Source organism: Ruegeria sp. CF2, from assembly GCF_056537385.1.
The window spans coordinates 1,356,437-1,370,579 of the sequence record NZ_JBQFRL010000001.1 but is presented as its reverse complement, the minus strand read 5'-3'; the positions used below and the strand labels follow the sequence as shown (position 1 = coordinate 1,370,579).

Sequence of the window (14,143 nt, the reverse complement as noted above, 5' to 3'; positions counted from 1 at the left end):
GTGGGCTAGGTGCAATCGCGCACAGAACTCTGTGCTATTCTGCAGAGGAAGGCTCAAGCTGAGACATGATTTCGCCGATCACTTGCGCCCACAATTCCGGTGGTTGCGCCCCAGGGACCGCGTGCTGGTTGTCGACGATGAAGGTGGGGACCGAGTTTACGCCCTTCTCACGCGAGTGCGTATCCCGCTGACGAATGTCGTCCCGGTCGGCGTCGGATTTCAGCAGCTTCAGAACAACTGCGGCGTCCATGCCCACGCTGTCGGCGATGTCGGCCAAAACCTCGTGGTCGCCGATGTCGCGGCCCTGCACGAAATACGCAGTGAACAGCGCATCCACCACCTGGTTCTGCTTGCCCTCGATCCCTGCCCAATGGATCAGGCGATGGGCGTCCAGCGTGTTCGGAGTGCGTTTCATGGCCTCGAAATCGATGTTCAGGCCGGCCTTTTCGGCATGCTCCACCACCGGCGCATAGGCGCGAACCGCACCCTCCTTGCCACCGAATTTGCGTTCCAGGTATTCGCGCCTGTCCATGCCGCCTTCGGGCATGTCGGGGTTCAGCTGGAACGGATGCCATTCGATCACGAACGGATGGTCCGGGACCGAGGCCAGCGCCTTGTCCAGGTTGGTCTTGCCGATATAGCACCACGGGCAGATCGGGTCGGACAGGATATCAAGCTTGACGGTCTGGGTCATTCTTCGGGTGCCTTGAAATAGGCCGGCAATGCGCGGCGCAGGAGTTTTCCGTTGCCCCCGGTGGGCAGTTCGGGAAGGTGGATGAAGGCGCGGGGTTGCTTGTAGCGCGCCAGGTTGGCCTCGACATAAGCGCGCAGGGCGGTTTCGTCCAGTTTTTCCGGCCCGGAATAGAAGGCGGCGATCACGAAAGTGTCCGGTTTGACCTCGACCGCCGCCGCGCCGACCTGAGCGATTCCGGGAAACCGCGACAGGACGGATTCGACCTCGACCGGGGACACGCGATAGCCGCCGGCGTTCATCATGTCGTCGTCGCGCCCCAGATAGGTGATCTGCCCATCCACGGCCATCGCGCCCTGATCGCCGGTCAGGAACCAGTCGCCCTGCATGCGCGCGCGGGCCTCGTCCGGGGCGTTGAGGTAGGTCAGCATCAGCCCCGGGTCCGAGCGGTGAATGGCGATGGTGCCTTCCTGCCCCTGCGGAACCGGCCCGTCAGGCCCCAGGATCGCCACGCGGCGCCCCGGTTGAGGCTGGCCCAGCGCATCGCCGCGCGCGGGGTGGGATGGGCTGGATGAGATGAAGGTCGAGCATTCCGACATGCCATAGGCCTCGTACAGCTCGGTCCCGGTGGCCTGTACCCAGCGTTCGTGCAGGGCGCGCGACAGTTTCTCGCCGGCGCTCAGGCCGTGGCGCAGATCGGGCAGGGGCAGCGTGTCCGCCGCATTCAGCATCTTGCGGTACACGCCGGGGGCGGCCGCAAAGATCGAGGCGTGGTGGCGGCGCAGCAACCCGGGCAAGGCGGTCGGGTCGGTTCCGGGTTCGGGGATCAGCGCGGTGGCGCCGATGGTCCACGGGTCCAACAGGCCGGTGCCCAACGTGTAGGTCCAGTTGAACGCGCCCGCGTGGCACAGGCGGTCGGCCTCACGCAGGCCGTACCAGCCATCGACCATCATCTGCCGCGCCCAGATCGCCCGATGCGCATGGGCCACGGCGCGTGGTTTGCCCGAGGTGCCCGAGGTATAGACGACATAGGCCATGCGTTCCGGATCGCCCATGTCGAACGACGCGGGCGGCAGGTTGCGCATGGCGGCAAGGTCGGTCAGGCCGATCTGGTTGGGATGCGTGGCGCAGTTCACGGACGGATCGCGCAGAATGGCGGCTGGAGACAGTTCCCGGATCATCCGCTCCGTTTCCGGCTCGGTCAGTTGCGAGGAGGTCGGTACCGGGATCAGCCCGACGGCGATCGCCCCGAGATAGGCTATGGGAAAATCGACCGTATTGCCCAGACGCATCAGCACGATGTCGCCGGGCACCAGGCCCGCACGCAGCAGCCCGGTTCCGGTGCCCAGAACCGCGGATTTCAACTTCGCAAAGGTCCAGTCGTCCGAACCGTCAGGGCGCAGCACGGACAGGGCCACCTTGTCGGGCGTGGCATCGGCGCGGCGCAACACATGGGCGGCCAGGTTGAACAGCGCGGGGCAGGGCGTCGGCGGCCCCTGATCGAAGATCGACAACATGCGCCTTGGCTATTGCCCTTTGTCACGCGTTGCAAGCGCGCGGCGCTGGCCCTATAGAATGACGCATGACGAGCAAAGACCACAAATCCATCGTACGCATCGCCCGCGACAACGGTTCCCGCACCGAGCTGGAGCCGGTAGATCTGGGTGCCCGCGTGCGTGAACTGCGCAAGGCGCGGAAATGGACCCTCGAGCAGGCGGCGAACCAGGCCGGGTTGGCCCGGTCCACGCTCAGCAAGATCGAAAATGGCCAAATGTCGCCGACCTATGACGCGCTCAAGAAACTGGCGATCGGTCTCGAAATCTCTGTACCGCAGCTGTTCACCCCGCCCGAGCGGGATCAAGTGATCGGTCGCATGGCAGTGACCAAGATGGGTGAAGGCACCGCGCACGCCACAACGACCTACGAGCACGAGTTGCTGGCCGAAACGCTGACCAAGAAGCAGATGCTGCCCTATCGGGCCCGCGTGCGCGCCCGGTCAATGGACGAGTTCGACGGCTGGGTGCGTCACGATGGTGAAGAATTCCTGTATGTGCTGACTGGCGTGATCCGCCTGTACACCGAGTTTTATGAACCGGTTGAGATGCGTCGGGGCGACAGCGCCTATTACGACGGCAGCATGGGGCACAACGTGATCTCGGTAAGCGATGAGGATGCGACCATCCTGTGGGTCACGTCGCTGGCCTAACGCCGGGCAAGCTCGCGGTTCAGGCCTTCGGTGTAAAGGAAATCCTCGACCTCTTCATGGGCCTCGTTCACCGTCAGGTGGTGCCGCTCGGCCAGATAGGCCTCAAAGCGTTTCCTGTCCGTCCTCACGCGCGCCATATCCTGATCGCGCAGGTTCGGAAAACGGCGCTTGGCACGTGCGTAGGACGCGCTCCAATCTTGTGTCAAATCAGTCCAGTTCAACATCTGCGAGCCTTCCGTGGTTCGGGTTTCAGGACTGCTCTTCCCCAGACCAGCGTACGGATCGCGCAGCCCGCGCGAAGACATGACAAAATGTCGCAGGTTAGGGCGCTGGAAAATCAAAGCGGTTTTTCACGCCGTGCTCGGCCCGTTTTCCCACTCCCTGTCGGTTTTGGCGATCGTTCAAGTACTCGCACTCTGGACTGCGCCGAATACAGGGCTTTGATCTATCTAAGAAATCTGTTTTCGGTGCAGGTGTCCGTTGCGTCGATCCTCACTTGGATTGCGAGATATCGTGGTGACAACCGCTCCATCCGCAAAAAGTAGCCAAATGCTCTAGAAGTAGCGGCCAGCGGGGTTGTTTGATCGCCTTTTTGGTGTTTGGTCACATGTGCTGAAAATTGCCGACGCCCGCGCAGCGTCCGATCCGTGCCAAGGGCATCACTTGAAATGGGCAGGGGCTCAAGCCCCTACCGGTTGCCTGCTACTCCTCGTACCACCAGACATCGGGCATGAACTGCGGTCCGTCGCCGTAGATTGGCAAGATCTGAGGATGCTTCATTTCCTTCACATGGGCGATGCGGCCAACGTCAAAGCTCCAGATCGGAATGACATACCGTCCGGCGGTCAGAACCCTGTCAAGCGCGCGGGTGGCGGCCACGAAATCCTCACGGCTTTCCGAGGCCAGCATCGCATCGATCAGCCCATCCACTGCCGGAGAGGTGACCCCCATCAGGTTGCGTGTCCCTGAAGCATCCGCGCCTTCGCTGCCCCAGTAGAGGCGTTGTTCGTTGCCCGGCGACAGCGACAGCGCGCGGCGGAACGGGGTCATGTCGAAATCCAGCTCGGACACCCGCTGGGTGTATTGTGCGTCATCCACCTTGTCGACGGTAAGCTCGATCCCCAGCCGTTCCAGCGCGCGGGCATACATCTCGGCAATCGCATCCACGTTCTGAACCACATTCAAGCTCCCCTGACTGATGACGAGAGTTATCTTGAGCGGCTCTCCCGCTGCGTTCTTCAGCACGCCGTCCTGGATTGTCCATCCGGCTTGCTCCAGCAGATCTGCCGCCTTGCGGATGTCCTTTCGGTTGCGAACCGAGTCGTCGCCTTCGGGCAGAACATACCCTTCCAGAGTTCCCGGAGGCAGATCAGCCGCGTAGGGCTGCAACATCTCAGCCACCCGACCGGTTGCCGGGCCAGGCTGCATCGCCAGTTCAGACCCCGAGAAATACGAGGTGATCCGAGGCTGAGCCCCGCCCGTGATCGTGCCGTTGATGAATTCAAAATTGAACGCAAGCGTCAGCGCCTCGCGCACGCGCCAATCGTCAAAGCGCGCTTTGCGCGTGTTCATGACCAGACCTGTCATGCCCGAGGGCTTTTTATGTGGGATCTCGGTTTTGATGACATCACCGCGCTGAACGGCCGGGAAATCGTATTGCGTGGCCCATTTGTCGGCGTTGAACTCGCGGACGGCCGACAGCGCGCCGGCCTTGAAGGCCTCGAACAGAACCGTCTGGTCGCCGTAGAACTCCAACCGCATCTCGTCGAAATTCATGGTGCCCCGGCGGAACGGCACATCGTTGCCCCAATAATCCGGATTGCGTTTGAGGTTCACGAAACGCCCGGCCTCGTAGTCATCGATGACATAGGGGCCGGTGCCGATCGGGACATCTTGGAGCGCTGCCTCGGCGAAATCCTTGCCCTCCCATTGGGCCTTCTTGAGGATCGGCCGCAGCCCTGCGATCAGGGCCAGCTCGCGGTCTGGCTCGTTGAAGATGATCCGGACCGAGCGTGGTCCGGTTTGCTGAATGCTGTCGATCTTGGACCACAAACCGCGATAGCGCAGATGCCCCTGCGTTCCGAGGGTTTCGTAGGACCAGATCACATCGTCTACCGTGACCGGAGATCCGTCGGAGAATCGGGCAGTCTCACGCAGGGTGAATTCGACCCAGGATCGGTCCGGTGCGGTGTCGATTGATTCGGCCAAAAGCCCGTAAAGAGTGAAAGGTTCGTCCCAGGAACGTCCCATCAACCCCTCGTGGGTCCAAAATCTCAGCTGCCACGGAGCGGTGCCTTTTTGCACAAACGGGTTGAGACTGTTATAGCCGCCGGTATTGCCGAACACGACCTTACCGCCCTTGGGCGCGTCGGGGTTGGCATAAGGCAGCGACACAAAATCCGGTGGTAGGGCCGGGTCTCCATACATAGCTATGCCATGGGTCGATTCTGCTTGCGCTAACGTGGCGACAACCGAGGCAGCGATTCCCGCGATCAACGGGCGGATGGGACGGAGAATATCGGGGCTCATTTTGGAAACAATCCTGCTCTGGCCTTATTTTGTTGGGATTCACCGTACCGATGATTTTTCTTATTATCAAACTTTTAGCTTGGATGACGGCGCGGAATTGCTTATAAAGGTTCCACTGCTCGATAGGTTTCTTGCCTGTATGAAACCTGCCTCAATAACTTAACGCCCGCTTCGTGCGGGCGTTTTTTTCTGCCTCGAGCTCTGAGATTCCAGCCCATAAATCGACCGTATCCGCAACCGGGTCTTTCCCCGTTTATTTTGCAGGTGCAGCATGGCACTGTGTCTCCAAATCATGAGTCTGTGGGAGACCCAAAATGAACCTGTCGGGAAAAACAGCAATCATCACCGGATCGAACTCGGGCATCGGGTTGGGCATTGCGCGCGAATTGGCCAAGGCGGGGGCCGACGTGGTTCTGAACTCGTTCACCGACCGCGATGAAGATCACGCGCTGGCGGCCGAGATCAGCAAGGAGACCGGAACCAACGCGCGCTACATCAAGGCCGACATGTCCAAGGGCGAGGAGTGCCGCGCGCTGATCGAACAGGCCGGAGCCTGCGACATCCTGGTCAACAACGCAGGCATTCAGCACGTCGCGCCGATCGACCAGTTCCCGGTCGAGAAATGGGACGCGATCATCGCCATCAACATGAACTCGGCCTTTCACACAATGGCGGCGGCGCTGCCGATGATGCGCAAGGCCGGGTGGGGGCGGATCGTCAACATCGCCTCGGCGCATGGGCTGACTGCATCGCCCTACAAGGCGGCTTATGTGGCGGCCAAGCACGGGGTCGTCGGCATGACCAAGACTGTTGCGCTGGAAACCGCGCAGGAGCCCATCACCTGCAACGCCATCTGTCCGGGCTATGTGCTGACGCCGTTGGTCGAGGCGCAGATCCCCGACACGATGAAGGAATACAACATGAGCCGCGAGGACGTGATCAAGAACGTCATGCTCGAACGGCAACCCTCGAAAGAGTTCGCGACTGTCGAACAGCTGGGTGGAACCACCGTGTTCCTGTGCTCGGACGCCGCGGCCCAGATCACCGGCACTACGATCTCGGTCGACGGCGGCTGGACCGCGTTGTGATCCGCGGCGCGCGCCGGGGCCGGCGGACATGGTAAAGCGCATCAATCTTGCCCTGCAGGGCGGCGGCGCGCATGGCGCCTTTACCTGGGGCGTGCTGGACCGTCTGCTGGACGACGAAGACATCGAGGTTGCGGCGATTACCGGAACCTCGGCCGGGGCGCTGAACGGAGCCGCGTTCAAGGCCGGCATGGTTCATGCCGGTCGCGATGGCGCGCGCGAGACCCTGAACGCCCTGTGGGAGAGGATGGGCGCGGTGGGCGACATGCGTATCGCAAACTGGCTGGCCGGGATGGAACCCGCCCAGATCGCGCAGGCGATGGAGTATTCCCTGCCGTTCTCGGTGGCTGATACCTGGTCGCGGATGGTGTCGCCCTATGCCTATGGACCGTTCTACCGCAATCCGCTGGCCCCGGTGGTCGAGGCGTTTGATTTTGGCGAGGTCTGCGCCGATCAGGGGCCACGCCTGTTCGTCTGCGCCACCTGTGTGCGCAGCGGCAAGATCCGTGTTTTCACGGGCGATGAGGTGACGACTGACGCGATTCTCGCCTCGGCCTGCCTGCCGAACCTGTTCCAGGCGGTTGAAATCCACGACCCCGAAACCGACCGGACCGAAGCCTATTGGGATGGCGGCTATACCGGCAACCCGGCGCTGTTTCCGCTGTTCAACGCGGGCCTGCCCGAAGATGTGGTGATCGTGAACATCAACCCGCTGGAGCGCGACGAGGTTCCCAAGACCCCGCAGCAGATTCAGAACCGGATCAACGAGATCAGCTTCAATTCGTCCCTTCTGCGCGAGTTGCGGGCGATCAACTTCGTGCAGCGCCTGCTGGCCGATGGCAAACTGCAGGCGGGCGAGATGAGCCGGGTCTTCGTGCACATGATTGCCGATAACGCCCTGATGAACAGCCTGTCGGTGGCGACCAAGACGGTGCCCAACCCGGTGGTTCTGCACGGCCTGAAACAGGCCGGACGGGCCGCGGCCGACCGGTTTCTGGCCGATCACAAGCCCGATCTGGGAGTGCGCAGCACCGTTGATCTGCCCGCGATGTTCGGCTGATCACTCGGGCGGCTGGGTTGGGTCTTTCTGGTTCGGATAGACCAGCCCGGCCGAGATCACCAGCTTGGCGGCATCCTCGATCGACATGTCCAGCAGGATCACGTCTTCCTCGGGGAAGAACAGCAGAAAACCCGAAGTCGGGTTCGGCGTGGTTGGGATGAACACGCTCAGCAGACCGCCGCCGGTTTCGGCGCGTTTGTTGATCTCGCCTTTGGCCTCGGTCGAGACGAAGCCGATGGCCCAGATGCCCCGGCGGGGATACTGCACCAGGCAGGCCTTCTCGAACGACCGCTCGGTCTGGGCAAAAACGGTTTCCGAGATCTGCTTGATCCCGGAATAGATCGACCGGACGACGGGCATCCGGTTGACCAGGCTTTCGGCAAAATGGATCAGTGACCGGCCCAGGATACCTTTGGCGATCCAGCCGACCAGAACCGTGAAGATCAGGAAGAACAGCACGCCCACGCCGCGCAGGTTGATGCCAACATATTGCTCGGGGCGGAACTGGTGTGGGATCAGGGGCAGGACCGCGCTGTCGATCCAACCGACCACCGACAGGATCAGCCACAGCGTCAGCCAGACCGGTGCGATGACGACGATACCCGTCAGAAACGATGCGCGTAGCCGCGACAGCAGGCCGGGGCGGCGGTGGGGTTCTTCATCAAACGGTGTGTTCATCGCGGTTCCGAGCGGTTTGCCGGACTAGTTAATCAGTCCGGCGTCTTGGTACAATAGGTCCGTTTGACGTTCAGTCAGCCTGAGCCTTCAAAGCCTTGGCGATACCAGCCGCAAGGCGCGCATTGTTGCGCACCAGGGCGATGTTGGCGATCAGCGATCGGCCTTCGGTCCGCTCGTAGATGCGCTGCAGCAGATAGGGCGTGACGGCTTTGCCGGTGATGCGATGCGCTTCGGCGTCCTGCTGCGCCGAGGCAATGATCGGGTCCAGTTCCTCGGACGGGATCTGGTCGGCCAACGGGATCGGGTTGGCCACCAGTTGTCCGCCGGGCAGACCCAGCGCGCGGCGCGTCGCATGGGCCTTGGCGATCTGCTCGGCCGTGTCCATCCGCAGGGGCGCGGCAAAGGGCGACTTGGCCGACCAGAAGGCTGGGAATTCATCCTGCCCATGGGCGATGACCGGCACGCCCAGTGTCTCAAGCACTTCGAGCGTTTTGGCCAGATCGAGGATGGCCTTGGCCCCGGCGGCCACGACTGTGACCGGCGTCTGCGCCAGTTCGTGCAGGTCGGCCGAGATGTCAAAGCTGGTTTCTGCGCCGCGATGCACCCCGCCGATGCCGCCGGTGGCAAAGACCTGGATCCCCGCGAAATGGGCGGCGATCATCGTGGCGGCAACGGTGGTGGCCCCGGTTCCGCCCGAAGCGATGCAGGCTGCCATATCCGCGCGCGAAATCTTGGCCACGCCCTGCGCCTGTCCCAAATCCTTCAACTGATCGGGTTCCAGCCCCACATGCAGCCGGCCGTCGATCACCGCGATCGTGGCCGGAACGGCGCCCGCGTCGCGGATGTCCTGCTCGACCTGGGCCGCCACCTCGATGTTCTGAGGGTAGGGCATGCCGTGGGTGATGATGGTGCTCTCCAAGGCAACGATGGGGGTTCCGTCGTCCTTGGCCGCGCGCACTTCGGCGGAATACTGGATGTCGATCACAGGGGGGTCTCTCCGGATACATAGGTTGCAGCGGCATGCAAGGCGCGGGTCAGCGCCTCGTCAATGCTGGCGCCATTGGCTTCGGCGGCGATATGGGCCGCCATGAACGTGTCGCCTGCGCCGGTCACGCGCGTGACCAGAACCGACGGGGGTTTCTGGGTGATGACCGCTTCGGCACTGGCCACGGTGGCCGAGTTGCCCCCGTCGGTCACCAGCGCACGCAGCGCACCTCGGTCCAGCAGGGCGCGGGCAGCGGATTCGGAATCGTCGAACTCGCGCTGGCACAGCAGCCCGGCTTCTTCGAGGTTCACATACAGCGTGGCCCGGCTGTGCTTGAGGAACGGCAGCAGCCGCTCGGCCTTGCCGGGCGAGGCCGGGGCGACGCGTAGGTCGGCACGAGCGAAGGCCGGGCTGACGGCGATTTCTTCCAGAAGGTCCAGCGTCAGGTTGCCGTCCAGCGCGATCTGCCCTTCGAACGGGGTGTTTTCATAGCCCAGCGGGCCATGGATCAGCGGGCGCAGGATCTTGGCGCCAGCAGCCTCCAGCGAATGGGCGTCGGCAATGGCGGCGATCAGTCCGTTTGCGCCTTCGACCGCCATGTAACGGTCGGTGGGCAGGTCCTGCGAGCGATAGATATGGGTCGTGTCCATACCGAGCCGCTTGCAGGCATGGACCAACTCGTCGCCCTCGGGGTCGCTGCCGATGGCGGTCAGAAGGGTCGGGGTCATGCCGAAGCGCACAAGGGTCATGGCGATGTTCATCGCCACGCCACCGGGCAGGCGCGTGATGCGGCCGGGCACGTCCGATCCTTGCCGCATGTGGCTGGCGGATCGTCCGATCACGTCCCACAGGACGGATCCGATGCACAGGATGTCGCTGTTCTGAGTCATTTCCTCGTCATGCCGCAGGCGCAGGGCGCGCGCAAGCCGGAAGCTGCGCGGGCTGGGTCCGCGTCGGCGATTTGGCTTGCCAATTGTTTGGAAGGACGAAACACTCAGACACAGTGTTTTTTGGTTCTTTTGGATATTTTCGGATGGGTCTCAATATCCGTTTGCTGACCTTCCTGCGGTTTCGCGCCTCGATCATTGCGCCATTGCTGGCATGTATTTTTTTGGCAATGCCGGCATGGGCGCAACAGAGCGGACGGACAATCGTTGACTTTCAGGTCCGGGACGGTCGGCTTCTGGTCGAAATCGCCATGAACGCCGAGGCCGTTCTGGCCGGGGTCGATCCGCAAGAGGTCGCGAAGGGCGGCGGCGGCGGGAGCGCGCGTTACGCACAGTTGCGTCGGCTGGTCTCGTCCGAGCTTGAGGAACACGTCCACGATTTTGTGACGAATTGGAAGCAATCCTTGCAGATTGACGTGAACGGGCCGGTTGCGTTGTCCTATGAAGGCGCAAGTATTCCGGTGGTCGGCAATCCTGACGTGCCGCGGATTTCCCGAGTGCTGCTGGCCGGTCCTCTGCCGCCTGATGCAAGCAGCCTGCGCCTGACCTGGCCTGAAGGGATCGGCCCCGTGGTCTTGCGCCAGCAAGGGGTCGAGGCGCCCTATACCGGGTTTCTGAGCGGCGGCGAGGTCAGTCCTCGCATTCCCTTGGCAGGCGGGGCCGGGCTGGGGGCGCAGCAAGCGGCCGAGGCTTTTTTCCGGGCCGGGCTGCTGCATGTCGCGGGCGCGGGGGCACAGCTTCTGGCGCTGGCCTCGGTGCTGGTTTTCTTGTCACTGAAGTTGCGCCCGGTCGTTGTTCAGCTTGCCGCGCTGGGGCTGGGCGTTCTGTTGACGCTGCCGCTTGGGATGTTCGACGTGTTGAATGCGAGGCCGTTCCTGCCGTGGCCGGTCGTGCCGGCGGCCATCGCCTTGTTGGCGCTTTGGAACCTCGTCACCGACCGGTTGGGGGTCTGGCGCGTGCTGTTCCTTTTGGCGGCCGGTGCGGTCCTTGGCCTTACACTGTCAGAAGCATCGTCGCGCCTGGGTGTGCCGCCGCATCATGTCGCGCCGGCGGTGCTGGGTTTTGCAGCTGGCATCCTGTTGGCGCTGAGCGGAGTCGCGATCCTGATCCTCGCCACCCTGACCGTGCTCTTGCCGGATTCGCCCAGGCTGCGCGGCCGAATTTCCACGGTCGCCTCGCTGTTGTTGGCGGGCTTGGGGCTGTACTGGGCGGTTATGTCCTAACCGCCGGTTTTCATCGGCGCGATCAGCGTGTTCAGCGCGCTGAGCGGGTCCTCTGCGGTCCAGATCTCGTCTCCGATACCGAAGAAGTCGGTACATTCAGCCAGTTCGGCAACCAGTTCGGGTGCCAGGCCGCCTTCGGCGACAACCGGAACCTCGATCATCTCGGACCACCATTGGAACAGATCACGCTCGGCACGGGTCCCTTTGCCCAAGGACACCTCTCCAACGGGCCCAAAGGCCACATAGTCAACCCCGGCTTCGCCCGCGTTCATCCCATCATGGCGCGAGGTTCCGCAGAAACTGCCCACGATAGCATCCGCCCCCAGCTCTTTGCGCGCGGCCCGGACCGAGCGGGCAGCATCGTCCAGATGCACCCCGTCCAGCCCCAGCCGTTGCGCCAACAGGACATGGTTCGAGATCACCAGCGCCACGTCGCGCGCATGGGCCACCTCGCGGCAGGCGTCGGCTGCGCGGGCGATGACATCCTCATCGCTGCCAGCCAGCGCAAGTCGGATGCAGGCGATCTCGGTACCGTCCAGAACGCGGGCCAGCCGGTCGGGAAAGGTGGCCGGGTCGATGGTCGGCGGGGTGATCAGATAGATCTGAGGCTGCTCGGGGGTGTCCATTGGTGGATCCTTCGCGGTTGGTCTTTGGCGCGGTTTAGCCGATTGCGGCGGCGAAGCAAACTTTATTGCCCGCAGACCGTGTGAATTGCAATCGGGCAGGGCGGCCGGGCTTGCCCTGTGCCAGCGGCGGCAGTATGGCAGGCGCAACTTTCGGAGATCAGAATGCCCAGCGACAGACCCCAGCCCTCATTCGTGCTTGTCCGCCCGCAGATGGGCGAAAACATCGGCGCCGCGGCGCGGGCGATGTGGAATTTCGGCCTGGACCGGATGCGCATCGTCGCCCCACGCGACGGCTGGCCCAACCCCAAGGCCGTGGCCATGTCGAGCGGTGCCGGGCGGCTGCTGGACGAGGCGCAGCTGTTCGACGATCTGGCCGGCGCGTTGGGCGACCGCACATACGTTTTCGCCACCACCGCCCGTCAGCGCGGCTTGACCAAACCCGTCTACAGCCCCGAGCGTGCCATGCAGATCGCGGCCCAAAAGGTGGCGGCGGGCGAAAAGGTGGCCGTGCTGTTCGGGCCGGAGCGGGCAGGGTTGGAGAATGAAGACATCGCCAAGGCCAATGCGATCATCTCGGTGCCTGTGAACCCCGAATACGCCTCGCTGAACCTGGGGCAGTGCGTGTTGCTGACCGCCTATGAGTGGATGCGCCAGACCGGCGACGTGGTGCACGAGGCCACCGATCTGGGCAAAGGCGACTGGGCCACCGGCATCGAGGTCGAGAGACTGGTCGAGCATTATGAGCAGCGGCTGGACGAGGCCGGGTTCTTCTACCCGCCGGAAAAGGCCGAAGGGATGAAGGTGAACCTGCGCAACCTGTGGTCGCGCATGCGCATGACGCGGGCCGATGTGCAGATGCTGCACGGGATCATGCGTCAGATGGTCCGCTGGAAGGACAAGGGCTGAGGCTGGACCTTCCCGGGCACTGGCCCTAGCTTGCGGGAAAATCAAGGACATGAGGACAGCATGAGCGGCAAGCGCAGCATCTTCGAAGAAGTCTCGGGTGAACAAAAGCAGGAAACGGTCCAGCCCGGCATGATCGACCGCGGCCGGGGCGGTGCACGCAAGGCCATCCGTATCTGGCTGATGATCTTGTTCGCGCTTGTCGTCGTGATGATCGCGGTGGGTGGGCTGACCCGCCTGACCGACAGCGGCCTGTCGATCACCGAATGGCGACCGGTCACCGGAGCGATCCCGCCGATGTCCGGGGCCGACTGGCAGGCCGAGTTCGACAAGTACAAACAGATCGACCAGTGGCGCATCATGAACCAGTGGATGGAGCTGGATGACTTCAAGACCATCTACTGGTGGGAATGGGGTCACCGGCAACTGGGCCGCGTGATCGGCCTGGTCTGGGCGCTTGGGTTCTTTGGCTTTCTGGTGCTGCGCAAGATCCCCGCAGGCTGGACCGGGCGCCTTGCGATCCCCGGACTGCTGGGCGGCGTGCAGGGCGCCGTCGGTTGGTGGATGGTGGCCTCGGGGGTGACGCAGGGCGAAGGGATGACCGCCGTTGCCAGTTATCGTCTGGCCACCCATCTTGGCCTCGCGTTCGTGATCCTGGGCTTTCTGGCCTGGTACATCTTCATGCTGGGGCGCGAGGAACGCGACCTGATGCAGGCCCGTCGCGCGAAAGAGGCGCGGCTGTTCTCGCTGTCGACCGGGCTGCTGCACTTTGCCTTTCTGCAGATCCTGATCGGTGCATTGGTGGCGGGTATCGACGCCGGCCGGTCCTATACCGACTGGCCGCTGATCGGCGGGCAACTGCTGCCGCCGGACGCCACCGCGCTTGAACCGATGTGGCGCAACTTTTTCGAAAGTCCGGGGCTGGTGCAGTTCATCCACCGCTGCGTGGGCTATGTGCTGTTCGCCTTCGGCATCTTCGTCTGGCGACGCGGCAGCTGCAGCGCCCACCCGCAGACCCGGTTCGCCTTCAACGCCATGTTCGCGGCGCTTTCGCTGCAGGTGGTCGTAGGCATCCTCACCGTGGTCTATGGCGCGCCCTGGAAGATCGCCATCTTTCACCAGTTTATGGCCGTGGTCGTCTGGACCCTGATCCTGCGCGCCCGGTTCCTGACCGCTTATCCCATCGCAACCTCGCTGCGCGGAGCTTGAC

The 14,143-nt window shown here is 63.2% G+C and carries 14 protein-coding genes; 6 read left to right on the top strand and 8 right to left on the bottom strand.

Annotation, left to right across the window (positions count from 1 at the left end; translation table 11 throughout):
• Positions 1–34 precede the first annotated feature (34 nt).
• Entirely contained in the window at positions 35–694 is a 660-nt protein-coding gene (locus tag ACR0IR_RS06790; RefSeq protein ID WP_170363360.1) for a DsbA family oxidoreductase, read from the bottom strand.
• Positions 691–2,208, bottom strand: a complete 1,518-nt coding sequence (locus ACR0IR_RS06785) for a class I adenylate-forming enzyme family protein (protein WP_170363361.1) — start codon at positions 2,206–2,208, stop codon at positions 691–693. Before ACR0IR_RS06785 ends, ACR0IR_RS06790 begins: the two co-directional genes overlap by 4 nt.
• 65 nt (positions 2,209–2,273) lie before the next feature.
• On the opposite strand from ACR0IR_RS06785, the gene ACR0IR_RS06780 reads away from it, so the two are divergent.
• Positions 2,274–2,897 (top strand): helix-turn-helix domain-containing protein, encoded by a 624-nt coding sequence (locus tag ACR0IR_RS06780; protein WP_093962221.1) that lies wholly within the window; start codon positions 2,274–2,276, stop codon positions 2,895–2,897.
• Here the strand turns inward: ACR0IR_RS06780 and ACR0IR_RS06775 are convergent.
• Both ACR0IR_RS06775 and ACR0IR_RS06770 read right to left on the bottom strand, forming a co-directional pair.
• Positions 2,894–3,121 (bottom strand): hypothetical protein, encoded by a 228-nt coding sequence (locus ACR0IR_RS06775; RefSeq protein ID WP_093962974.1) that lies wholly within the window; start codon positions 3,119–3,121, stop codon positions 2,894–2,896. The genes ACR0IR_RS06780 and ACR0IR_RS06775 overlap by 4 nt on opposite strands.
• A gap of 478 nt (positions 3,122–3,599) precedes the next feature.
• On the bottom strand, positions 3,600–5,426 hold the full coding sequence (locus ACR0IR_RS06770; protein WP_170363362.1) for an extracellular solute-binding protein: 1,827 nt from the start codon (positions 5,424–5,426) through the stop codon (positions 3,600–3,602).
• Positions 5,427–5,740: 314 nt separating this feature from the next.
• Here ACR0IR_RS06770 and ACR0IR_RS06765 point away from each other — a divergent pair, with 314 nt between their 5' ends.
• The gene (locus ACR0IR_RS06765; RefSeq protein ID WP_170363363.1) at positions 5,741–6,514 is read left to right on the top strand and encodes a 3-hydroxybutyrate dehydrogenase; all 774 of its coding nucleotides are present in this window, start codon (positions 5,741–5,743) and stop codon (positions 6,512–6,514) included.
• A gap of 28 nt (positions 6,515–6,542) precedes the next feature.
• Positions 6,543–7,571 carry a patatin-like phospholipase family protein gene (locus ACR0IR_RS06760; protein WP_170363364.1) on the top strand — a complete coding sequence of 343 codons (1,029 nt, stop codon included), beginning with the start codon at positions 6,543–6,545 and terminating at the stop codon, positions 7,569–7,571.
• On the opposite strand, the gene ACR0IR_RS06755 is transcribed toward ACR0IR_RS06760, so the two are convergent.
• The 3 genes from ACR0IR_RS06755 to ACR0IR_RS06745 all read right to left on the bottom strand — a co-directional run bounded on the left by ACR0IR_RS06755 (position 7,572) and on the right by ACR0IR_RS06745 (position 10,124).
• A complete protein-coding gene (locus ACR0IR_RS06755; RefSeq protein ID WP_093962217.1) occupies positions 7,572–8,249 on the bottom strand; it encodes a DUF502 domain-containing protein in 678 nt (225 codons plus the stop codon). It abuts the gene before it with no gap.
• Positions 8,250–8,319: 70 nt separating this feature from the next.
• Positions 8,320–9,234: a pseudouridine-5'-phosphate glycosidase gene (locus ACR0IR_RS06750; protein ID WP_170363365.1), complete on the bottom strand. Its 915-nt coding sequence runs from the start codon at positions 9,232–9,234 to the stop codon at positions 8,320–8,322.
• The gene (locus ACR0IR_RS06745) at positions 9,231–10,124 is read right to left on the bottom strand and encodes a PfkB family carbohydrate kinase (protein WP_170363366.1); all 894 of its coding nucleotides are present in this window, start codon (positions 10,122–10,124) and stop codon (positions 9,231–9,233) included. The genes ACR0IR_RS06750 and ACR0IR_RS06745 overlap by 4 nt, the downstream gene beginning before the upstream one ends.
• A gap of 143 nt (positions 10,125–10,267) precedes the next feature.
• Between ACR0IR_RS06745 and ACR0IR_RS06740 the strand changes: the two genes are divergently transcribed.
• On the top strand, positions 10,268–11,404 hold the full coding sequence (locus ACR0IR_RS06740; RefSeq protein WP_170363367.1) for a HupE/UreJ family protein: 1,137 nt from the start codon (positions 10,268–10,270) through the stop codon (positions 11,402–11,404).
• Here ACR0IR_RS06740 and ACR0IR_RS06735 read toward each other — a convergent pair.
• Positions 11,401–12,030, bottom strand: a complete 630-nt coding sequence (locus tag ACR0IR_RS06735; RefSeq protein ID WP_170363368.1) for a thiamine phosphate synthase — start codon at positions 12,028–12,030, stop codon at positions 11,401–11,403. The genes ACR0IR_RS06740 and ACR0IR_RS06735 overlap by 4 nt on opposite strands.
• Positions 12,031–12,192: 162 nt before the next feature.
• Between ACR0IR_RS06735 and ACR0IR_RS06730 the strand changes: the two genes are divergently transcribed.
• Together ACR0IR_RS06730 and ctaA are read left to right on the top strand one after the other, a co-directional pair.
• Entirely contained in the window at positions 12,193–12,936 is a 744-nt protein-coding gene (locus ACR0IR_RS06730) for an RNA methyltransferase (protein WP_170363369.1), read from the top strand.
• Positions 12,937–12,996: 60 nt separating this feature from the next.
• Positions 12,997–14,142: a heme A synthase gene (gene ctaA / locus ACR0IR_RS06725; protein ID WP_170363370.1), complete on the top strand. Its 1,146-nt coding sequence runs from the start codon at positions 12,997–12,999 to the stop codon at positions 14,140–14,142.
• Position 14,143: the final 1 nt, after the last annotated feature.

Coding starts and splice junctions, on each gene's coding strand:
- ACR0IR_RS06745 (WP_170363366.1), bottom strand. CDS start 10,124: ATGACTCAGAACAGCGACATCCTGTGCATCGGATCCGTCCTGTGGGAC.
- ACR0IR_RS06760 (WP_170363364.1), top strand. CDS start 6,543: ATGGTAAAGCGCATCAATCTTGCCCTGCAGGGCGGCGGCGCGCATGGC.
- ACR0IR_RS06780 (WP_093962221.1), top strand. CDS start 2,274: ATGACGAGCAAAGACCACAAATCCATCGTACGCATCGCCCGCGACAAC.
- ACR0IR_RS06765 (WP_170363363.1), top strand. CDS start 5,741: ATGAACCTGTCGGGAAAAACAGCAATCATCACCGGATCGAACTCGGGC.
- ACR0IR_RS06770 (WP_170363362.1), bottom strand. CDS start 5,426: ATGAGCCCCGATATTCTCCGTCCCATCCGCCCGTTGATCGCGGGAATC.
- ACR0IR_RS06775 (WP_093962974.1), bottom strand. CDS start 3,121: ATGTTGAACTGGACTGATTTGACACAAGATTGGAGCGCGTCCTACGCA.
- ACR0IR_RS06790 (WP_170363360.1), bottom strand. CDS start 694: ATGACCCAGACCGTCAAGCTTGATATCCTGTCCGACCCGATCTGCCCG.
- ACR0IR_RS06755 (WP_093962217.1), bottom strand. CDS start 8,249: ATGAACACACCGTTTGATGAAGAACCCCACCGCCGCCCCGGCCTGCTG.
- ctaA (WP_170363370.1), top strand. CDS start 12,997: ATGAGCGGCAAGCGCAGCATCTTCGAAGAAGTCTCGGGTGAACAAAAG.
- ACR0IR_RS06735 (WP_170363368.1), bottom strand. CDS start 12,030: ATGGACACCCCCGAGCAGCCTCAGATCTATCTGATCACCCCGCCGACC.
- ACR0IR_RS06785 (WP_170363361.1), bottom strand. CDS start 2,208: ATGTTGTCGATCTTCGATCAGGGGCCGCCGACGCCCTGCCCCGCGCTG.
- ACR0IR_RS06740 (WP_170363367.1), top strand. CDS start 10,268: ATGGGTCTCAATATCCGTTTGCTGACCTTCCTGCGGTTTCGCGCCTCG.
- ACR0IR_RS06730 (WP_170363369.1), top strand. CDS start 12,193: ATGCCCAGCGACAGACCCCAGCCCTCATTCGTGCTTGTCCGCCCGCAG.